This is a genomic window from Phaeodactylibacter luteus, from assembly GCF_007993045.1.
In the GTDB taxonomy this organism is placed as follows: domain Bacteria; phylum Bacteroidota; class Bacteroidia; order Chitinophagales; family Saprospiraceae; genus Phaeodactylibacter; species Phaeodactylibacter luteus.
The window spans coordinates 15,195-36,131 of sequence record NZ_VOOR01000045.1 but is presented as its reverse complement, the minus strand read 5'-3'; the positions used below and the strand labels follow the sequence as shown (position 1 = coordinate 36,131).

14 protein-coding genes are annotated in these 20,937 nt (G+C 48.6%); 11 read left to right on the top strand and 3 right to left on the bottom strand.

Features of this window, described 5'->3' with window-relative positions; genetic code table 11:
- Positions 1–72: 72 nt before the first annotated feature.
- Positions 73–1,602, bottom strand: coding sequence for a 2,3-bisphosphoglycerate-independent phosphoglycerate mutase (gene gpmI, locus FRY97_RS17390; RefSeq protein ID WP_147168840.1), 1,530 nt, complete (start codon positions 1,600–1,602; stop codon positions 73–75).
- A gap of 142 nt (positions 1,603–1,744) precedes the next feature.
- Here gpmI and FRY97_RS17385 point away from each other — a divergent pair, with 142 nt between their 5' ends.
- The 7 genes from FRY97_RS17385 (at position 1,745) to FRY97_RS17355 (ending at position 8,683) form a co-directional block, all read left to right on the top strand.
- A complete protein-coding gene (locus tag FRY97_RS17385) occupies positions 1,745–2,227 on the top strand; it encodes a hypothetical protein (RefSeq protein WP_147168839.1) in 483 nt (160 codons plus the stop codon).
- The gene (locus tag FRY97_RS17380; RefSeq protein WP_147168838.1) at positions 2,217–2,423 is read left to right on the top strand and encodes a helix-turn-helix transcriptional regulator; all 207 of its coding nucleotides are present in this window, start codon (positions 2,217–2,219) and stop codon (positions 2,421–2,423) included. The genes FRY97_RS17385 and FRY97_RS17380 overlap by 11 nt, the downstream gene beginning before the upstream one ends.
- 431 nt (positions 2,424–2,854) lie before the next feature.
- On the top strand, positions 2,855–3,763 hold the full coding sequence (locus tag FRY97_RS17375; protein WP_147168846.1) for a type II restriction endonuclease: 909 nt from the start codon (positions 2,855–2,857) through the stop codon (positions 3,761–3,763).
- Positions 3,760–4,743, top strand: a complete 984-nt coding sequence (locus FRY97_RS17370; RefSeq protein ID WP_147168837.1) for a Dam family site-specific DNA-(adenine-N6)-methyltransferase — start codon at positions 3,760–3,762, stop codon at positions 4,741–4,743. The genes FRY97_RS17375 and FRY97_RS17370 overlap by 4 nt, the downstream gene beginning before the upstream one ends.
- A 69-nt stretch (positions 4,744–4,812) precedes the next feature.
- Positions 4,813–5,865, top strand: coding sequence for a protein kinase domain-containing protein (locus FRY97_RS17365; RefSeq protein ID WP_147168836.1), 1,053 nt, complete (start codon positions 4,813–4,815; stop codon positions 5,863–5,865).
- Between the two features lie 4 nt (positions 5,866–5,869).
- Positions 5,870–7,447 (top strand): hypothetical protein, encoded by a 1,578-nt coding sequence (locus FRY97_RS17360; protein ID WP_147168835.1) that lies wholly within the window; start codon positions 5,870–5,872, stop codon positions 7,445–7,447.
- A gap of 174 nt (positions 7,448–7,621) precedes the next feature.
- Positions 7,622–8,683, top strand: a complete 1,062-nt coding sequence (locus FRY97_RS17355; protein WP_147168834.1) for a Fic family protein — start codon at positions 7,622–7,624, stop codon at positions 8,681–8,683.
- A gap of 500 nt (positions 8,684–9,183) precedes the next feature.
- Here FRY97_RS17355 and ileS read toward each other — a convergent pair whose 3' ends face one another.
- On the bottom strand, positions 9,184–12,495 hold the full coding sequence (ileS, locus tag FRY97_RS17350) for an isoleucine--tRNA ligase (protein ID WP_147168833.1): 3,312 nt from the start codon (positions 12,493–12,495) through the stop codon (positions 9,184–9,186).
- Between the two features lie 332 nt (positions 12,496–12,827).
- Here ileS and FRY97_RS17345 point away from each other — a divergent pair, with 332 nt between their 5' ends.
- Together FRY97_RS17345 and FRY97_RS17340 are read left to right on the top strand one after the other, a co-directional pair.
- Positions 12,828–13,463 (top strand): ABC transporter ATP-binding protein, encoded by a 636-nt coding sequence (locus FRY97_RS17345; protein ID WP_147168832.1) that lies wholly within the window; start codon positions 12,828–12,830, stop codon positions 13,461–13,463.
- Positions 13,460–14,725 carry an ABC transporter permease gene (locus FRY97_RS17340; protein ID WP_147168831.1) on the top strand — a complete coding sequence of 422 codons (1,266 nt, stop codon included), beginning with the start codon at positions 13,460–13,462 and terminating at the stop codon, positions 14,723–14,725. The genes FRY97_RS17345 and FRY97_RS17340 overlap by 4 nt, the downstream gene beginning before the upstream one ends.
- Positions 14,726–15,179: 454 nt before the next feature.
- On the opposite strand, the gene FRY97_RS17335 is transcribed toward FRY97_RS17340, so the two are convergent.
- Positions 15,180–16,895 (bottom strand): M3 family oligoendopeptidase, encoded by a 1,716-nt coding sequence (locus FRY97_RS17335; RefSeq protein WP_147168830.1) that lies wholly within the window; start codon positions 16,893–16,895, stop codon positions 15,180–15,182.
- Positions 16,896–17,360: 465 nt separating this feature from the next.
- Here FRY97_RS17335 and FRY97_RS17330 point away from each other — a divergent pair, with 465 nt between their 5' ends.
- Positions 17,361–18,116 carry an isoprenyl transferase gene (locus FRY97_RS17330; protein ID WP_211356905.1) on the top strand — a complete coding sequence of 252 codons (756 nt, stop codon included), beginning with the start codon at positions 17,361–17,363 and terminating at the stop codon, positions 18,114–18,116.
- Positions 18,117–18,329: 213 nt separating this feature from the next.
- Entirely contained in the window at positions 18,330–20,918 is a 2,589-nt protein-coding gene (gene bamA / locus FRY97_RS17325) for an outer membrane protein assembly factor BamA (protein ID WP_147168829.1), read from the top strand.
- The last annotated feature ends 19 nt before the right edge of the window (positions 20,919–20,937 follow it).

The following is a 20,937-nucleotide window of genomic DNA, read 5'->3' as shown; positions in this document are numbered from 1 at the left end:
TAGGGGGGTATGAAAAAAGCCTCTTCGCCGAAACTATGGCGAAGAGGCTTTTTGCCCGGGCGGTGCCCTGTTCTATTCAAACAAGGAAGCGCCGTCCATTTCTTCAGGCTTTGGCAAGCCTAGGATTTGGAGTATAGTAGGCGCAATATCGCCCAGCTTCCCATTTTTCAGCTTTCTGCCGTGCGTATCTGCTGCCAGGTAGAATACTGGCACCGGGTTGGTCGTATGCGCGGTATGCGGCGAGCCATCTGCATTGATCATGAAGTCAGAGTTGCCGTGGTCGGCAATCACAATAGCCTCGTACCCCATCGGCAGGGCTTTGCTGATGAGCCGTTGCAGGCATTGGTCAACTGTAGCAGCAGCCTTTTTGGCCGCTTCAAAATCCCCAGTATGGCCTACCATGTCCGCGTTGGCGTAATTGAGGCAAATAAAATCGGGCTGCCTGTTTTCCAAGTCTTCGATGATGGCATCGGTTACTCCCTGTGCGCTCATCTCGGGCTGCAGATCGTAGGTGGCTACTTTGGGGGAAGGGATCAGGATGCGGTGCTCCCCTTCGAACGCTTTCTCCCGCCCGCCATTGAAGAAAAAGGTGACGTGGGGGTATTTTTCCGTTTCGGCTATCCGGGTCTGCGTCTTGCCTGCGCGCTCCAGTACTTCGCCCAGCGTGTTGGAGATGTCGTCCTTGGTGTACATCACGTGCAGCCCTTTATAGGACTCATCGTAGCGGGTCATTGTGACGTAGTACAGCGGTAACGCCTCCATGCCGTGCTCGGGCTTGTCTTCCTGAGTCAGGGCAATGGTCAGCTGCCGGGGGCGGTCTGTCCGGAAATTAAAGAAGAGCACCGCATCTTCCGGCTGAATACAGCCCACCGGTGCGCCAGCTTCATCTACACAAACCAAGGGCTGCAGGAACTCGTCGGTCTCTCCGCTGTCGTACCGTTCCTGAATAGCCTGCAGGGCATCAGTTGTGGCATCGCCTTTGCCTTTTACCAAAAGGTCATAAGCTACCCGGGTGCGCTCCCAGCGGTTGTCACGGTCCATAGCATAGTAGCGGCCTACTACCGAGGCCAGCTTCACAGGCCCGTCATGTATATGGTTCAAGACCTCCTGAAGGTATCCTTTGCCGCTCTTAGGGTCAGTATCCCGCCCATCCGTAAATGCGTGGATGTACACCCGCTCCAGCCCGAAGGCTTTGGCAGCGTCGCAAAGCGCCATCAAGTGGCGGTGGTGGGCATGCACCCCGCCGTCAGAGGTCAAGCCCATCAGGTGAAGGGCTTTGCCCTTGTCTTTGGCATACTGCATAGCAGCTACAAAGGCCCCGTTTTTGGCGAGGGCCCCTTCGCGTATGGCCTTGTTGATACGGGCCAGCTCTTGGTAAACAACCCGCCCTGCGCCGATATTCAAATGCCCCACTTCGGAGTTGCCCATTTGCCCGTCCGGCAAGCCTACTTCTTCACCGTAAGTGACGAGCTCCGCGTTGGGGTACTTTTCGTAAAGGCTATCCGTGAAAGGCGTCTCAGCCTGGGCAATGGCGCTGACTGCCGGATCAGGGCCGTGGCCCCAGCCATCTAAGATAACGAGTAATGCACGTGTGGTCTTCATGCCAACAAATGTAGCAAACCCACAGCAGTATGGCAAGCTTCGTGTAAAATAAACACTAATGAAGCTATGTAATGTTGAAATGACTTTTTGTAAATTAAAGTTGATTTTTTGTAAAGTTTGCTTTACTTTTGAAAGAAAAAATATGTGGACAAAGACTTTCCTACTGCCTTACCAATTCAAGCGGGTTGGCTGGGCGCTGCTCATCCCCTCTCTAGCCTTGGGGCTGGCATACCTGATATGGGAGCCCACTCCGGCTTTCTTAGACTGGACCGTGTTCAGCCTTGCGTCAGAAGATGGCATATTCGAGGGCCGCAAGTTTTTTACTTGGGTGGAGAACAACGTGTACGATGAGCTGGTCAGCCTGCTGTTGATCATAAGCGCGGGCATGGTCGCCTTCTCAGTAGCCCGGCAAGAAGACGAATTCGTGCAGCGCATCCGCCTGGAATCACTGGTATGGGCAACGTACGTGAACTATGGCATACTGCTTTTGGCCATTGTGCTGGTGTATGGTTTCCCTTTCTTTTGGGTCATCGTGGTCAATATGTTTACCTTGCTCTTGTTTTTTGTGGTGCGCTTCCATTGGATCATGCACCGTGCTCAAAAACAGATGGCTCATGAGGAATAACCTGAAAGTAGAGCGGGCACGCCACAACCTCACTCAGGCAGCGCTTGCGGAGAAGGCCAAAGTGAGCCGTCAGACCATCAACGCTATAGAATCTGGGAAATACATCCCCTCCACAGTACTGGCACTGCGGCTGTCGGCTATCTTCGGCTTGCCTGTCAATGCCCTTTTCGAGCTAGAGGAAGAAGATCGGGCTTAAATCAGGCTTGCCGCAAGGATGGGGGCCTGCCCCTGCCTAACGGCAGGCGCCGCTATGCTGCGGGGCTCGCTCTTCGCTCGGCCCTATCGGGCTTGCCACCCCTCCGCAGCGCTAGGCCGGTGCCAAGGGGGGGGGCACTTCCCCACCGGGCAGCCGCACTTCCCTGCCGGGCAGCCGCACTGCCCTGCCGGCAGGCTGTTTTTTTTCTATTGGCAAGTAGGCAGCATTGTGGCCTTTTTGTATATTGTAGCATTGTCTGAGCTGTAGCGCGGCGCACCGGGCCCTGCAAGCAGGTAGGCTCAGCCTAGGCAAAGTGGGAAAAAGAACGACGAATTGGGGGGGGAAGTGCGTGTATTAGCGAGTTGGCCGCAATTCAACAACCCCAAAATACAGTTTGAAAAATTGTACCTTTGGGAATACTAAAAAAGCAAATGAACAAAAAGCAATATATAGAAGAATTTGAGAAATCCTTAGCTGGATTTGTAGACGAATTACAGAAGTATGTTTCGACAGAAACAGGTGAATGGACTATAAAAGGATTTATAGATGTTTACAAGAACATTTACACCATTTCGTCAGACACTAAAATCGTTTCCAAAATTTTAGAAATTCACATTTTTCCTGAAATTTTGAGATTCGCAGACAATTCAGGCTATAAAATAATACTTGCAGAACACCAAAATTGGTATCCTGACTTAACTTTTGTTCATAAGGAAAATGACGAAATCAAATTTGCTCTTGATTTAAAAACGACATTTAGGAGAAATAACAAATCAGCAGGTTTTACGCTTGGTAGTCACGGAGCATATTTCAAAGAACGTGATAAGGATAAAAACATTCAGTTTCCGTACAACCAGTATTCAGGTCATTATTGTTTAGGAATTATTTACACAAGAGCCGATTTTGATGATTTAGCCGAAACAGAAATTTTTCAAGTGAACGAACTTGAAGAAGAATACGGAAATGGGAACGACCCAATAGGAGAACGAGAAGTTACTAAAGTTGAAAACCTTAAATCAATAACCTCAGTCATTAAAGATTTTGACTTTTTTGCAGCTCCAAAATGGAAGATAGCAAGCGATAGTCAAGGCTCAGGTAATACTGCTAATATTGGTTCAATAAAAGATATAGAAGATTTAAAAAACGGTAACGGAGTATTTAGCAAACTCGGAGAAGATTGGTTTGATGAATATTGGATGAATTATGGAACTGCCACAATGATTAAAGATGGTAAGACTGTTAAAGTAACCAACATTTGGGACTTTCTTGAATTTAAAGGACGAACTGATTTAGTTGATAAAGTTGTCGCTAAAGGAGCAAAAAGAAAACCAAAAAAATGAAAGTATTTGTACCACCAATAAAGTCACAAGGAATAAAAACTAAACTTGTTGAATGGATTTCTTCAAACGTAGAAGAAATAGAATATGACAGATGGGTTGAGCCATTTATGGGTACAGGTGTTGTTGCCTTTAATGTTCGACCTAAGAAAGCTTTAATGTGTGATAGTAATCCTCATTTAATTAATTTCTACAATGCTCTGAAAAATAAAGAAATTACAAGTAGACTAGTTAAGCAACATTTAATTACTGAAGGTGAAAAGCTCTTAAAATCTGAAGGGGAGCATTACTATGAATTAAGAAATAGATTTAATACAAACGGAAATCCTCTTGACTTTCTTTTTTTAAGTCGTTCTTGCTTTAATGGAATGATGCGTTTTAATAAAAAGGGCGGTTTTAATGTCCCTTTTTGCAAAAAGCCAAACAGATTTGCTCAAGCCCTTGTAACTAAAATCACTAATCAAGTTGAAAACATAAGTCAAATTATTGAAAGTGGAGATTACACTTTTAAAAATCAAGACTTCAAAAGTACATTGGAAGAAATTCAGCCAAATGATTTTGTTTATTCAGACCCACCATATATAGGAAGACACGTTGATTATTTTGATTCTTGGTCAGAAGAGGATGAAATTTTACTGAAAAATGGATTAACTGAATCTGGAGCAAATTTCATTCTTTCAACTTGGCTCAGTAATAAGTATCGAATAAACGACTATGTTTTTGATGTTTGGAAAGATTGTTTCGTAACAACAAAGGAACATTTTTATCACGTTGGAGGAAAAGAATCAAATAGGAATGCAGTATATGAAGCACTACTCTCAAATATTCCATTACCTGATAGCATTTCGAATGCTGAAATGAAATCAAGAATTGCTTCGGATGAATCCCAACTGACTTCAAAACCAAAAGATTATAGCATTCCTGAACAATTGACACTAGCATTAGAAGAACAAAAGCGGCTAACAATGTATGTAAAATCATAGCACCTATCGGGATGCTACGCTTCATATACTAACCGTTAGGCACAAATAAAAAAGGAAAATAAGTAATCCATGAACACAGAAAATGCTGCTCATAATTTATTAAATCGAACCCTATCTTCTGGATGGTTTGTAAAAGAGAAAATTAAGAAAACAGATAATCAGACAGGGTCTTTTTTCTCGGTTTGCTATTTGGTCGAAAAAGACGGAGAAACTTGTTTTTTGAAAGCGTTTGATTTCTCAAAATTTTTGACAATATCTGATCCAAACAGAAAAGTTGTTGATGTCATGAATGACATGTTAACTGCATATCGTTATGAAAGAGATCTTTCTGAACATTGCAAAAATAAATATGTAACTAAGGTTGCATTTGTTAAGGTTGCAGATGAGGAAATGATTCCAGGTTATGCTATTTCTATTGTACCTTATTTGATTTTTGATTTAGCAGATGGAGATGTTAGAAAGAAATTAGATTTTTCTAAAAAACTAGACTATGCTTGGCGATTAAAATCTTTACATGACATTGCGATTGGATTGAAACAACTTCATGCGGTTGAAGTAACTCATCAAGACTTAAAACCATCTAATGTCTTAGTATATCTGTCTAAGGAAAGTAAAATTGGTGATCTAGGTCGTTCAATCTGTAGAGATATCGATGGACCTTATAACAAGATGGTATTTTCAGGTGACAATACCTATGCACCTCCTGAAATAATGTATGGTTATTACGAAAAGGATTGGAAAAAGAGAGTCTTCGCAACTGATTGTTATTTGTTGGGAAGTTTAGTCACGTTCTATTTTTCGGGAATAAGCATGTCAGCTTTATTAAGAAAGAATATTCCTCATAATTTTAGCTGGGAAGTATGGAATGGAACTTATGAAGAATTAATACCTTACTTAGAAAATGGATTCTCATCTGCTTTAGACGAATTTGAGGAGAATATTAAAGAATATAAGGATAGAGTAGAATTGAAAAAGCTTGTTGAATATTTGTGCAACCCGTTTCCCGAAAAAAGAGGACATCCGAAAACAATAACTTCAATTGGAAGTAATTTTAACTTAGAAAGGTTTATTTCACGCTTAGATTATTTAAAAAGAAAAGCTGAAATAGCTGTAAACAATTAATCATTTGGCAAACTTATTTAGTACAGAAGATAGAAGAGTTGTACCAAACTGGAGAAGTTTTGGGAAAACAACAGTATTAGGAGAATTGGACTCATTCCAGCTTGAGAGGAGAGAGCAACGATCACCTACCTCAATAGAAGAGTATATTATTGATTGGGAGTTAAACAGCGGAGTAACATTTGCATCTGATCTTTTAAGTGCAGCAATTGTAAACAATCAATTAGATAATAAAAGTGTAATTAAAGCAGCCAAATATATCCTACGCAACAAAAATAACGCTAGTTATTCGCAGGTATCTTTGGCTGAAAGAGTGATTAATCCCTCCCAGAATAAAAAAGATGCTAAATCAGCATTAATCAACTCTGACATAGAAACTATCCTTTCTTCTATTAATCCTGAACCGCTTCATCAGAAGATAAGAAGTCTAAAAAAAGTAATAAAAAAAGCCCCCTCAAACTCAATAGCCTATGTTGAACTTTCTCGTTATTACTCAATCCTTGGGCAAGAACAGAAGGCTCTTCACTTTATAAATATTGCTTTAAATCTTTCTCCCAATAATAGATTTGTTCTAAGGTCAGCAACAAGACTATATACTCATTATGCTTCAGATAATAATGATCATTTACAGCATATATATCGAATTCTGACAAAAAACCCTATAACCAAATATGATCCTTGGTTATTATCAGCAGAAATAGCCGTTTCGACGATATTAAATAAGCATTCAAAATTCATTAAGAAAGGAATGCAAATGATTTCTTCAAACAAGGTAGCTCCTTTTTCTTTTACAGAACTAGCGAGTGGGATAGCGACGGTAGAGTTGTTAAATGGTAGTAATAAAAAAAGTAAGACTTTCTTTGATAAAGCTTTAATTAATCCGAATGATAACACACTTGCTCAAATAGAATGGGCGTCTACAAAAGATAGTAGATTTGATTTAAATCCAGAAGAATTTCGGGTAGAAAATAATTATGAGGCAATTGCATTAGATAGCTTTCAAAAACAAAAGTTTGATGATTCGTTAGAAAATGCAGCTAAATGGTTTTTGGATATGCCTTTTTCAAAACGCCCATTGATATTTGCTTCAAATTTAGCAAGTACAATCTTAGGAGACCAAGATAAATCAATAATGTTTTTAAAGGCAGGGGAAATGAGTCATCCACACGACCCTTTAATTTTGAACAATCTCGCTTATGCATATGCTCAAAAAAATAATACTATCGAAGCTTTAGCAGCATTGGGAAGAATTAGTAACTACGAACGAATCGAAAGTTCAACTAGGATATGTATAGGAGCAACAAGAGGGTTAATTATGTTTCGTAGTGGTAACGAAGAAGGAGGTAGAAGGCTTTATATGGAAGCAATAGAAAAAACTAAACAAATCGGCAACAGTGAATTAAATTGGATAGCAATATTGAATTATGCAAGAGAAGAAATATTTGCTAAGTCTGAATATGTAGAACCGATAATGGAGGCAGTAAGCCAAATTCCTGAAAATAGTGGATTCTTGGAAGTAGATATTTTGAAAAAGAAAATTATTGAAACTTACAAAAAAGGAAAATCTGTGCCTAACAAAGGCTAAAACGCCAATAGCTCCCATTTGGTCGCTACTGCGTTTAGCCCAACCGTTGCAGGCAAGCCTGTCAATCAGATAAAATACAGATAAAATACAGATAAAATACAGATAAAATAAAGACCGCCTTGCCTTGGCCCGTCCCCAAAAAACACTTACTTTTGGATAAAATTCGGATAAGTAATGGATAAAAAGCTAAGGTTTGATTTCCCTACAACCCAAAAAATAATCAACAAGATTGGGCTCATTGATTCTTTCAAGGGGAAGTGGTTGGCTATTGAAAAAGAGGAAAATAGATACCTAAGAGAACTACGAAAAATTGCTACTATCCAAAGTATCGGATCTTCAACTAGAATTGAAGGGGCTACACTGACCAATGAAGAAGTAGAGACCTTATTGGCAAATATCAAAATCAATAAACTTGAGACCAGAGACGAACAAGAAGTTTTTGGTTACTATGATGTATTAGAAATCATCCTGGAAAACTATTCTGGAATAGATCTTAATGAATCTAATATCTTCAATCTGCATAATCAACTCTTGAAATACAGTGGTAAAGATCAAACGCATAAGGGGGATTATAAACAGTTATCAAATAAGGTAGTGGCAACATATCCGGGAGGTGAGCAGCGAATAATGTTCAATACCTCAGAACCTTATCTTGTTAAAAAGGAAATGGATGATTTGATTATCTGGGCCAATGATAATCTTCAGTCCAATGAAATCCATCCTTTGATCATTATTGGAGCCTTTGTCTATGAATTCTTATCCATTCACCCTTTTCAAGATGGTAATGGGAGATTGTCTAGATTACTTACTACCCTACTCCTAATGAAAAACGATTATCCGTTTATTCAATACGTCTCTTTTGAAAACCAAATTGAAAAAGAAAAGCAACGCTATTATCAAGTACTAATGGATGCTCAAAAACATCGGTATTCAGAAAATGAAATTATTGATAAATGGATGATTTTCTTTCTAGAAAGCTTGGAAATCCTAATCCAGAAACTGGAAGAGAAATATTCGAGATATAAAAGCAAAGGCCCTTATCTAAATGAGCGGCAAAGAATAGTCATGGCCTTCATTCGAAAAAACGAACCTGTGAAAACGAGTGATGTTGCTGAATTCATGAAACAAGAATCCATTCATACGATCAAAAAGGATATGCTTTACTTACATCGAGAAGGAGTAATTGAAAAAATTGGTGACGGCAAGGCTACGATTTATTTGGTAAAAGGGGCGTAAACCAAAATGTCGCAGGTGTTTATGTTTTTCTAGCTTTAGCCTGGCATTGGCCTAGCGCTGCGAAGGGGTGGCAAGCCCGTTAGGGCCGAGCGGACAGCGAGCCCCGCAGCATAGCGGCACCTGCCCGTTGGCAGGGGCAGGCCCCATCCAGAAAAACGACAATCTGGTTTGCGCCCGGTAAAAGAAACTTCATTAGAAGAAGAGTAAGAAGGCCAGCTGCTGTTTTGCCCCCCCCAATACATCGGAACGGATTATGGTTCAAAAACTGTAATTTTGAACATGGCAAAGAAACGCAAATTCACTGCCCAGGACAAACTGAGCATCCTCAAAGAGGCAGGGACGAACGGCGTACTGTAGACTTATGCTTCTTAAGACAGTCTATAATTGTAAAATCTAATAGTAGTTCCAATCAAGTTTGGCAGGGGGGCAGCTATGAAAAAAAGGCGGTGCGTGGTTTCAACAGCACCGCCTTTTCCAAAAGGGACAGCCTCGCGCGGGGGTTAAACCCGGCTGACCAGTATCTGAACGTTCACGCCGCCTGGCAACTCAATCTCTTGCCCGCCGGGCACTTCCGGCCGGAGGTCAAGGCTGTTGGCGAGCGTTTCCGCTTTGATGTAATCACCGAAATGGCGTACTGCACTGTTCAGCGCATCGTGGCCCTGCAGTTGTACAGCGATACGATCGGTCACCTCAAAATTGCTGTCCTTACGGATATTCTGAATGCGGTTGACGATATCCCGCGCCATACCTTCCGCTTCGAGCTCAGGGGTCAGGGTTACATCCAAAGCGACAGTCAGAGGGCCATCGTTGGCAACGAGCAGGCCAGGGATATCTTCTGCTGTGATCTCGAAGTCTTCCAGGGTAAGCTCATAGCTGTTGCCATTGGCATTGAGGGTGTAGGTGCCGGCTTTTTCCAGGTTGGCGATATCCTCTTGGGAGAACTTCGCGATAGCCCCCGCTGCCAGCTTCATATCCTTGCCCAGCCGGCGGCCGAGCGTTTTGAAGTTGGGCTTGATGCGCTTTTTCAGTACGCCCGAGGTGTCGTCCAGGTACTCGATAGCTTTTACGTTCACTTCCGATGCAATCAGCTCGCTCACCTGCTCCACCTGCGCTCTAAAGGAGGGGTCGAGCACGGGCAGCATGATTTTTTGCAAAGGCTGGCGCACCCTCAGGTCTTCCTTTTTGCGCAAAGCGAAGACAAGAGAGGAAATGCGCTGAGCGTAGTCCATCCGCTGTTCCAGTGCTTTATCAATGGCGCTGCCGGAAACGGAAGGGAAATCGGCGAGGTGCACAGAGGCATGGCTTTCCAGCTTGGTCGCTGAGTTGAGGTTCTGGTACAGCCAGTCGGCAAAGAAGGGCGATACCGGTGCGATCAGCTTAGAGACGGTTAGGAGGCACTCGTACAGCGTTTGATAGGCCGCCAGTTTATCGGCATCCATGCCAGCTGCCTGCCCGTTCTGCTGTTGAGCAGGCTTCCAGAAGCGGCGGCGGCAAAGGCGGACGTACCAGTTGCTGAGGTTGTCGGTCACGAAGCTCTGAATCTTGCGCGCAGCCTGTGTAGGTTCATAGTTGGCATAGTCTGCTTCCGTATCCTTCACCAGGCTGTTGAGCAGGCTGATGATCCACTGATCAATCTCCGGGCGCGTTTTCAGGGGGACTTGAGGGGCAGCATTGTCAAATTGGTCGATATTCGCATACAGCGAAAAGAAAGAGTAGGTATTGTACAGGGTGCCAAAGAACTTGCGCTGCACCTCGCCTACGCCGTTGAGGTCGAATTTCAGGTTGTCCCAAGGGTTGGCGTTGGCCATCATGTACCACCGCACGGCATCGGCCCCATATTGCTCAATAGCTCCGAAGGGGTCGATGACATTGCCCTTGCTTTTGGACATTTTATTGCCATCTGCATCCAAGACCAGCCCGTTGGATACTACGTTTTTGAAAGCTACGCTATCGAACACCATGGTCGCGATCGCGTGCAGGGTGTAAAACCAGCCCCGGGTTTGATCTACCCCTTCGGCGATGAAGTTGGCCGGGAACTTGCGCTCGAAGACCTCCTTGTTTTCGAAAGGGTAGTGCCACTGCGCGTAGGGCATAGAGCCGGAGTCGAACCAAACGTCGATCAGATCCGTTTCCCGCTTCATAGGCTGCCCGTCCTCGCTCACCAGTACTACCTCATCGATATAGGGCCTGTGGAGGTCCTTGGGGGCCTGTTGTTGCAGCCCAAGCGCCTGATTGGCTTTTTCAATCTCTTGCCGCAGCTCTTCTACGGAGCCGATGCATTTCTCTGATTTAGCATCTTCCGTACGCCAGATCGGGAGCGGGATGCCCCAGTAGCGAGAGCGGGAGAGGTTCCAGTCCTGCAGGTTCTCCAGCCACTTGCCAAAGCGGTTCTCTCCAGTCGCAGCCGGCTTCCAGTTGATGGTCTTGTTGAGCTCGTACATCCGCTCTTTGGCAGCAGTAGCTTTGACGAACCAGCTGTCGAGCGGGTAGTAGAGCACAGGGCGGTCGGTGCGCCAGCAGTGGGGGTAGGAGTGCAGGTACTTTTCGGAATGGAACAGCTTGTTCTCTTCTTTGAGCTTGATGACGATATCGGCATCTACAGGCCGTTCTTCCTCCTGCCCGTAGTCTTTCACGTAGCGCCCTGCAAAGTCGGTGACCTCTTTCACGAAGCGCCCCTGACGGTCTACGAGGGGGCCACTGTTGCCCTCTTCATCTTTCACCAAAAGCGGCGGGATACCGTATTTGGCGGCCACCCTGAAGTCATCTGCGCCAAAGGTAGGGGCGATGTGCACAATGCCAGTGCCGTCATCGGTAGAGACGAAATCGCCGATCAAGACTTTGAAAGCAGTTTTTTCAGGCTGTACATAGCCCATCAGCTGTTCGTACTCCATGCCTTCAAGCTCGTGCCCTTTCACCTCGCCCAGCACTTCAAGGTAAGGGATAGGCTTATTGCCTGCTTTCACTTCTTCCGGCTGTAGTTCAGGCTTGGCCTCAGTGAAGTAGTGGCTGAGGCGGTCCTTGGCGAGGATGACAGTGCCCAGCTGCCCGGTGTAGCGGTTGTAGGCGCGCACTTTTACGTAAGTGATGTCTTTGCCCACCGCCAGCGCGGTGTTGGAGGGCAGTGTCCACGGAGTGGTCGTCCAGGCGAGGAAGTACTCGTCCGCTGTGCCTTTGATCTTGAACTGGGCAACGGCGGAGATGTCTTTGATATCCTTGTACGTGCCCGGCATATTCAGCTCATGAGAGCTTAGCCCGGTGCCGGCAGCGGGGGAGAACGGCTGAATGGTGAAGCCCTTGTACAGCAGCCCCTTTTGGTAAAGCTGCTGCAGCAGCCACCAAACCGTTTCGATATAGTTGTTCTCGAAAGTGATATAGGGGTTGTCGAGGTCTACCCAATAGCCCATTTTGCGGGTGATGTTGTCCCACATATCTTTGTACCGCATGACGGTTTCCCGGCATTTGGCGTTGTACTCATCTACCGAGATTTTAGAGCCGATGTCCTCTTTGGTGATGCCGAGCTCTTTTTCCACGTTGAGCTCAATAGGCAGGCCGTGGGTGTCCCAGCCCCCTTTGCGTTCTACGCGCTGCCCTTTCATGCTGTGGAAGCGGCAGAAAAGGTCCTTCACCGTACGGGCCATAACGTGGTGGATGCCTGGTTTGCCGTTGGCGGAAGGCGGCCCTTCATAGAAAACGAAGCTGTTTTCAGCAGGGCGCTGCTCCACGCTTTGCTGGAAGATGTTGTGCTCCTCCCAGAACTTCAGGATGTCCTGATCAATTTGCGGGAGGTTGAGGCCTTTGTATTCTTTGTACATCGCTGCGTATTTTGACGGCGCAAAAATAGGAAACTAAAAAAGCTCTGGCAAACTGTATTCGCCAGAGCTTTCCTGAGGTGTCTTTAGGGCAAACAGTCAGCAGCCTGGCGGTGGGCCGGGGATGATAATAATGTAGCTGATCCGTATTGCTGTTGGCACGCTCATTCTTGATTTGTGAGCCACAATACTAACCTTTTTTATCCAAAATTCCAATATTCGGCCAAGCAGGGCAGGCCGCCCGGGCTGTCGTACTCTGCAACTCCTGCCGTTATCTTTTGCCAGCCCATTAAAAACCCGGATATTGAGGGCACAAAATCCGGAAACTACCTCACATGCTAAAAACCACCAACCTTAGCTATGCCTATGCTCCTGGGCAGGGCCTGTCTTTCCCCGACATCCACTGCCAGAAAGGAGAGCACTGCCTTATCTTGGGGCAATCTGGCAGTGGCAAAACTACCCTGCTCCATCTGCTTGGAGGCCTGCGCGCGCCTCAGGCGGGCGAGGTCATGATCAATGGCACTGCCCTCAGCAGCTTATCGAGCGCTGCCTTAGACCGCTTCCGCGGGCAGCAGATCGGTATCATTTTCCAGACCGCCCACTTTGTGCAGAGCCTGACCGTGTCCGATAACTTGGCATTGGCGCAGCACCTTGCAGGGGTGCGGCCCGACCGAGCCCGCATCCGCAATTTGTTGGAGCGCCTCGGACTGGGGCACAAGGGCAGCGCACGCCCTCAACAACTTAGCGTAGGCGAAAAGCAGCGGGCTTCTATTGCCCGGGCAATCATCAATCAGCCAGCCATTATCCTGGCTGATGAGCCTACTTCTGCGCTGGACGACCGCAACTGCGGGCAGGTGCTGGAGCTGCTTGAAGAGCAGGCTCGGGCGGTAGATGCTACCCTGCTTATTGTAACCCACGACGCCCGGCTGAAGGGCGGCATTCCTAACCAAATTACCATCGGACAGCCATGAATATCCTAAGATTGAGTTGGAAAAACCTCACCAACAAGCCGCTCAATATGGGGCTCAGCTTAGTCCTTTTTGGGCTGGGCGTAGGGCTCATTTCCTTGCTGCTGGTGCTCAATGATCAGCTACAGGAGAAGTTCTCCAAAAACCTCGCCGGGGTAGACCTGGTCGTGGGCGCAAAGGGCAGCCCGCTTCAGCTTATCCTAAGCAGCATGTACCATATCGATGCCCCTACCGGCAATATCAACATCTCAGATGCCGCCCCCTTCCTGCGCCCGGGCCATCCAATTATCGAAAGTGCCATCCCCCTTTCATTGGGCGACAGCTACCGTGGGCACCGCATTGTAGGTACTGAGCCGGCTTTTCTAGCGCTCTACGGTGCAGTGCTCGCTGAGGGGGCGATGTGGCAAAGGACAATGGAGGTCGTCGCTGGGGCTGGCGTGGCCAGCAAGCTGGGGCTCAGTATAGGCGATACTTTCAAAAGCTCCCACGGTTTCGATCAGAATGAAGACCTTGTCCACGAAGATGCCGAATCATTTAAAATTGTAGGCATACTTGAGCCTACGGGCGCTGTGGCCGATCAGCTGCTGCTGACCCGCTTTTCCAGCCTTTGGGCTGTACACGAAAGCCACGATCACGAAAGCCACGATCACGAAGGCCACGATCACGAAAGCGAAGGGGCAGGCGAGCCCTATCCCAAGGGGCTGCTTGATTATCAGGACAAGCAGATCACATCTATGCTCATTCAATTTAAGGGGCACAACATACAAGCCCTGAATATGCAGCGTGCCATCAATGAGAATACAGAGATGCAGGCTGCTACCCCGGCTATCGAGATCAACAGGCTGTACAGCCTGATGGGCACAGGCACCAAAGCGCTGCGCTGGCTGGCGATGGTCATCATCATTGTATCTGGCTTGAGCATTTTCATCTCCCTGTACAATTCTTTGAAAGAGCGGCGGTACGAGCTGGCCCTCATGCGGGTTATGGGCGCTTCCCGCAGCAAGCTCTTGGCGCTTATCGTGCTGGAAGGCTTGTTGCTGGCGGTGCTGGGCTATGTGCTGGGCATAGGGCTCAGCCACGGCGCCATGTATTTGTTAGCTGATCAGATGCGGGAAACCTATCAGTACGATTTCTCTTGGGCACACTTTTTACAGGAGGAGTTGTACTTGCTGGGCGGCGCACTGGGCATAGGGCTGGCTGCTGCTATCCTGCCTGCACTACAGGCCCGCAATACCGATATATCGGAAACGCTCTCAGATGGGTAAGCCTAGCACTTGTTTGGAGTAGTTTTGTATTGACAATCAGTAGATTGCAGCTGGCTGTTGCGGCAGTGTGCCTGCTTGGGTTCTGGCGAGCCTGCTAAATTTGAGGAGCGCAGGCCAGATTTTTGTTTTTAGCTTGCCCCTGCCGTTAGGGGGGAGCCTGCCCCTGCCGCAAGGGCAGGGGCCGCTATGCTCCGGGGCTCGCTGTCCGCTCGGCCCCTCGCCCTACAGGCGTCGGGTCTGGCCTTTGGCCACCCCTTCGCAGCGCTAGGCCGATGCCAGGCTAGAGCACAAACGCCTCCGGCATTCTGGTTTACGCCCAATTTGAGCCTGGCAGGCTAGATGAAAGTTTAGGGAGGAAGTCAAGTTCGTAAAGTATTGATTTACAGCAAGAGCAAGCCCCAGATGTGCACTTGGCCGGGGGCGGGGCACGGCTGTCCGGCCCCCGGCAATAGGCTTAAAAGCTACTGTCGTCAACGCGCTCTAGCCATTGTTCTATTTCCCCAGCCACTGCTTCGACACAGCCGTCCTCAAAAGGGGAACGGAGGTTGGCCAGGCTGGCCAGCTCAAGGAAAGACTGGCTGCCGCCCGCTTGGCATAACCTGAGGTAGTCGGCCCAAGCTTCATCGTGCGCTTCCCGGTCTTTTTTCCAAAATTGGAAAGCACAGATCTGTGCCAGGGTATAATCGATATAATAAAAGGGCACGTTGAAGATGTGGCTCTGCTTTTGCCAAAAGCGGCCCGCTTCTAGGAACTCATACCCATCGTAGTCCCGTTGGGGCAGGTATTTGCGCTCAATGGCGCGCCATGCTGCGTTCCTTTCTTCTGGGCTCATGCCTGGATTTTCGTAGACGACATGCTGGAACTCATCCACAGCCACACCGTAGGGCAAGAACTTGAGCGCAGCGGCGAGGTGGCCAAACTGGTATTTGGCGGTATCAGGCCCAAAGAAGAGCTCCATCCATGGCCAGGTAAAGAACTCCATGCTCATGGAGTGTATCTCGCAGGCTTCGGTGGTTGGCCAGGTATACTCCCCTATACCGATGTTGCGGCTGCTGTACACTTGGAAAGCATGCCCTGCCTCATGTGTGAGCACATCGATATCCCCGCTTGTGCCATTGAAGTTGGAAAAAATAAAAGGCGCCTTGTAATCGTCAATAAAGGTGCAGTAGCCGCCGGTCGCTTTTCCAGGGCGCGTTTGCAGGTCCATGAGCTCTGCTTGCTCCATATATTGGAAAAACTCATGCGTTTCAGGAGAGAGCGCTTCATACATGGTGCGGGCTTGGGCCACAATCCAATCGGGCGGCCCCTGTGGGGCTGGGTTCCCGGTAGGGAAGCGCAAGTCCTCATCGTAGAATTTGAGCGCATCAAGGCCCAGGCGCTGCCGTTGCCGTTCGTATAGCTTTTGGTTGATGGGCACAATCTGTTCCTGCACCTGCCTGCGGAAGTTGGCCACCATCTCCGGGGTGTAATCAGCGCGCTGCATACGGTCGTAGGCCAGCCCCACAAAATTTTCGTAGCCCAGCTGTTGCGCGATGCGGTGGCGGACTTTCACCAGCTGGTCAAATACGTTTTCAATGGCTTCGGCTTGTGCTTCGAAGAACCCCCATTTGGCGTAGGCCGCTTCTTTACGGTCCTGCCGGCCGGCGGCGGTTTCATATTTGAAGATGGAGGAGAGGTTGTGTTCTTCCCCCCGGAATTCGATGGTTGCAGCAGCTTTGATTTTGGTGTATTGGCTGCTCAGCTTATTTTCCTCCTGAAGCAGCTCAAGCACGCTGTCGTCAAATGTCTTCAGGCTGAGTTTGGCCAAACGGAACAGCTGAGGGCCCCAGGTTTTTTCCAGCTCTTGGCGGAAGCGGGCGTTCAGCAGCTCATGGTAAAAAGCAGTGACCAAGCCTTGGTATGCAGGCATATGCTGGTCAAAAAAGTCGTTCTCTGCCTCGTAAAAGGCATCTCGGGTATTCATGGTATGCCGGATATGGCAGATGTTGTAGAGGGTGGAAAACTTGCCCCGCATCTCGTTGATGTCCCGCAGGGCGTTGGCCTGGGCTCCGGCATCGGCTGCATTCCGGAAGCGCTCGAGCAATTGGTTGAAACGGTTAGCAAAGGCCTCGAAATCTGGGCGCTCATAAACAAAGGAGGAGAAAGCGGCGGTTGCATTTACAGCAGACATAGCGTTGTAGAGTTATGGTCTTAGAAATAGGCAGGGGCACTGCCCCCTGCGGGCAAATATACGCGGAACATCAGGCTTGGAGAAGCTCCGGCTGGACAGCGCAAGGCCTATACTGGGCGTAAATTAGAATTTCGCAGGCGCTTAAGCTTTTCGGGCTTTAGCCTGGCATCGGCCTAGCGCTGCGCAGGGGTTTAAGCCCGATAGGGCCGAGCGGACAGCGAGCCCCGGAGCATAGCGGCGCCTGCCCTTGCGGCAGGGGCAGGCCCCCAAAAGGACGATCTGGTTTGTGCCTGGCATACAAGCCTGCCCTTGGCCAATAGATTTTACCAATATTCCAGCCGGGGATTGAACGGAAAGTCCTTACCTTTGTACCTTCCCTTAAGGCGCTGCGCTAGTGGTTTAACTCGATGAAACAGCAAAGGGGCATCAAGGTTCAGCAGCCCGGCCCGGAATAAAAGTGACGAAGTGGAACAGCAAGACTTGAAAGGACAAATCAATGCGGAGAAATTGCCCCGGCACATTGCCATCATCATGGACGGCAACGGGCGGTGGGCCAAAAAGCATGGCAAGCCTCGGGTTTTTGGGCACAAGAGCGGAGTGACCTCAGTGCGTGAAACCACAGAAGCTGCAGCGGAGCTGGGCATTGAGTACCTTACGCTCTATGCTTTCTCTACAGAAAACTGGAGCCGCCCTAAGCTGGAGGTCAGTGCGCTGATGCGCCTGCTCGTTGAAACCCTCTCCAGGGAAATTTCCACCCTTTCCAAAAACAATATCCGCTTGCAGGCCATAGGCGATCTGTCCCGCCTGCCCGATGCTACCCGGCGCGCGCTGGAAGCGGGGATCGAAAAAACGAAGGGCAACAAGCGGATGACCCTAGTCCTAGCCCTCAACTACAGCGGGCGCTGGGAAATTGCGGAGGCGGCCCGTCAGCTGGCGCAACAGGTGCAGCAAGGCGACCTTGAGCCTGGCGATATTGACGAAACAAGGATAGGGGAGCGCCTGAGCACCGGCAGTATACCAGACCCGGAGCTGCTCATCCGTACCAGTGGCGAGGCTAGGATCAGCAACTTCCTGCTGTGGCAAATCGCTTACGCTGAGTTGCATTTTACTCCTGTGTTCTGGCCTGAGTTTAGAAAGGAGAACCTTTACGAGGCCATTTTGGATTTCCAGAACCGAGAACGCCGCTTTGGCAAAACCAGCGAGCAGCTCGTCTCCAAGTAACGGCTTCTGTCAGGAGGTGGGCACCGATGGCACATTCTTTTGCCCCTGCATACAACCTCAGGGGGCTATATCCCGTCAATTTTACGAATCAGGTGCTTGTTTATGCCATTATGCTGCTGACTTCCCTTATTTTTGCAGCCGGTTCCGTAAGCCCTGAGCCTGAATCACATGGTTTTAGGAGGATCCAGGTTATGACAACCGGAAAAGAAACGCATGAAACGACTACGTTACCAATTGCCATACTCGCAAAGCTATACTGTGCAACTACAACTCCCCCAATCATTCTTACTAGCGCTGGCCCTGATGATGGCGCCTTTAGCTGCTGCCTTCGCCCAAACAGCAAATGACTCTATCCCCGTGCTCGAATATGGCGAGCCGTTGGAATTTGAAATTGGCGGTGTGAAGGTGGTCGGGGCTGATTTCAGCGACGACAACGCCATCATCAGCATCGCAGGCTTCCGGGTAGGGGATAAGATCCGGATCCCAGGGCCTGATGTGCAGAAAGCCATTAAGGCGCTTTGGAAGCTTCGCCTATTCACAGATGTGCAGGTCGTAAAAGAGAAAACCATAGGTGATATTGTGTTCTTGGAAATCCATGTGCAGGAGCGCCCCCGCCTGACCCGCCACTCCTACCGGGGAGTCAAAAAGTCGGTACACGATGACCTCAACGATGAGGTGAACAAGTACCTGCTCAAGGGCGGTATCGTGACGGAGAATGTCAAGGTGAATGCGCGGGAAGCTATTGAGGAGTATTTCATCGGCAAAGGTTTTTTGGATGCCCGTGCCACCGTGACGGAAATCACCGACTCCATCCGTGCCAACTCCGTACGCCTTGTTTTTGATATCGACCGGGGCGATAAGGTCAAAATCCGGAATATTGAGTTTGTTGGCAACAATAATGTCAAAGGCAAGAAGCTCCGCAAAAAGATGGAGGATACTAAAGAAAAACGCCGCCTTTTCGCTTCCTCCAAGTTCATTAAAGCCGAATACGAAGAAGACAAGGATGCTATCATTGCCTTCTACAATACTTTGGGCTACCGCGATGCCCAAATTGTCAAGGACTCCCTTTGGCGGGACGCAGATGGCCTCCTCAATACGCGCATCACCATAGACGAGGGCAATCAGTACTACTTCCGGAATATTTCCTGGAAGGGGAACTCTATTTACGATGAGCAGACGCTGGCCAGCGTGTTGAGCATAGAAAAGGGCGACATCTACAATCAGGAGCTTCTGCAGACCCGCCTCAGCTTTAGCCAAGATGGCCGGGATGTGAGTACACTTTATATGGACAATGGCTACTTGTTCTTCCAGGTCGACCCCATAGAAGTATCCGTGGAGAATGATTCCATTGACTTGGAAATCCGCATTTTTGAAGGCCCACAGGCTACCATCGACAAGGTGGTCATTGAGGGCAACGACCGCACGCATGAGCATGTCATCCGCCGTCAGATCAGGACCAAGCCGGGGCAAAAATTCAGCCGCTCGGACATCATCCGTTCTCAGCGCGAACTGATGAACCTCAACTACTTTAACCCAGAGACACTGGGCATCAATACCCCGGTCAATCCGCAGCGGGGTACGGTTGACATTGAGTACACCGTGGAGGAAAAACCTTCGGACCAGCTGGAATTGTCTGCTGGCTGGGGGGGTATACAGGGTGTCATCGGCACCCTTGGGGTTTCGTTCAACAACTTCTCTCTCCGAAACATCTTCAACAAAGAATCTTGGAAGCCTCTCCCTCAGGGGGATGGGCAGCGACTTTCCTTACGGGCACAGACTAACGGGGACTTCTTCCAGTCTTACAATGCCTCTTTTACAGAGCCTTGGCTGGGCGGCAAGAAGCCTAACTCCCTCACTGTGGCAGGCTTTTTCAACCGCTTTGCCTTCGGTGCCAGGGGGACGGAGTCTTACCGCAGCCTCAGCATTAAGCAGGCTACCGTAAGCTTGGGCTCTCGCCTGAAGTGGCCAGACGACAACTTCGTGGCCAGCACTTCCCTCAACATACAGACGCTGTCGCTCGATGATTGGGCACAGAACTTCAGCACAGACCAGGGCGAACGTGTAGACAATGGCAATTTCAACAACTTCAGCATCACGCAGACTATTGTCCGCTCTACGGTAAACGACCCTATCTTCCCTAAAGACGGGGCCCGGGTTTCGCTCTCCGTACAGCTGACTCCGCCTTACTCTCTGTTCAACCCTGACCGGGACTATGCATCGGAGACCGTATCTGAGCGGTTCCGCTTTGTGGAATACCACAAATGGCGCCTCGATGTGGATTGGTACACCCCTATAGTAGGCGACCTGATTTTCAAAGCGCAGGCGAAAATTGGCCTCATCGGGTTTTACGATTCGCGTATAGGCACTTCGCCGTTTGAGCGTTTCCAGCTGGGCGGCGACGGTATCAACAACCAGCAATTTGGCTTTGCAGGAGTGAACATCATCTCGCTGAGGGGGTATGAGGTCACCGACCTGCCTGCGAATATAGGGCCCAACGGGCAGCAGCTTGCTACGCCTGTCTACAACAAGTACACCGTCGAGCTGCGCTATCCGATCTCCCTCAACCCCAGCTCCACGATTTATGTCTTGGCTTTTGCTCAGGGCGGCAACGCCTGGCAGTCTACCAAAGAGTTTAACCCATTTGACCTCCGCCGTTCGGCGGGCATGGGCTTGAGGGTCTTCCTCCCCATGTTTGGCACACTTGGCTTTGATTACGGTATCGGCTTTGATAAGCCGGGGGCAGAGCGTTCCCTCAAAGGCTTGGGCGATTTCAACATCATCCTTGGCTTCGAGCCGGAGTAACAGCCTGTAAGCGGCAGAA

Bases quoted from the DNA above. Each gene is read 5' to 3' on its own strand.
- FRY97_RS17380 (WP_147168838.1), top strand. From the start codon at position 2,217: ATGAGGAATAACCTGAAAGTAGAGCGGGCACGCCACAACCTCACTCAG.
- FRY97_RS17365 (WP_147168836.1), top strand. From the start codon at position 4,813: ATGAACACAGAAAATGCTGCTCATAATTTATTAAATCGAACCCTATCT.
- FRY97_RS17370 (WP_147168837.1), top strand. From the start codon at position 3,760: ATGAAAGTATTTGTACCACCAATAAAGTCACAAGGAATAAAAACTAAA.
- FRY97_RS17345 (WP_147168832.1), top strand. From the start codon at position 12,828: ATGCTAAAAACCACCAACCTTAGCTATGCCTATGCTCCTGGGCAGGGC.
- FRY97_RS17335 (WP_147168830.1), bottom strand. From the start codon at position 16,895: ATGTCTGCTGTAAATGCAACCGCCGCTTTCTCCTCCTTTGTTTATGAG.
- FRY97_RS17355 (WP_147168834.1), top strand. From the start codon at position 7,622: ATGGATAAAAAGCTAAGGTTTGATTTCCCTACAACCCAAAAAATAATC.
- gpmI (WP_147168840.1), bottom strand. From the start codon at position 1,602: ATGAAGACCACACGTGCATTACTCGTTATCTTAGATGGCTGGGGCCAC.
- ileS (WP_147168833.1), bottom strand. From the start codon at position 12,495: ATGTACAAAGAATACAAAGGCCTCAACCTCCCGCAAATTGATCAGGAC.
- FRY97_RS17385 (WP_147168839.1), top strand. From the start codon at position 1,745: ATGTGGACAAAGACTTTCCTACTGCCTTACCAATTCAAGCGGGTTGGC.
- FRY97_RS17340 (WP_147168831.1), top strand. From the start codon at position 13,460: ATGAATATCCTAAGATTGAGTTGGAAAAACCTCACCAACAAGCCGCTC.
- FRY97_RS17375 (WP_147168846.1), top strand. From the start codon at position 2,855: ATGAACAAAAAGCAATATATAGAAGAATTTGAGAAATCCTTAGCTGGA.
- bamA (WP_147168829.1), top strand. From the start codon at position 18,330: ATGAAACGACTACGTTACCAATTGCCATACTCGCAAAGCTATACTGTG.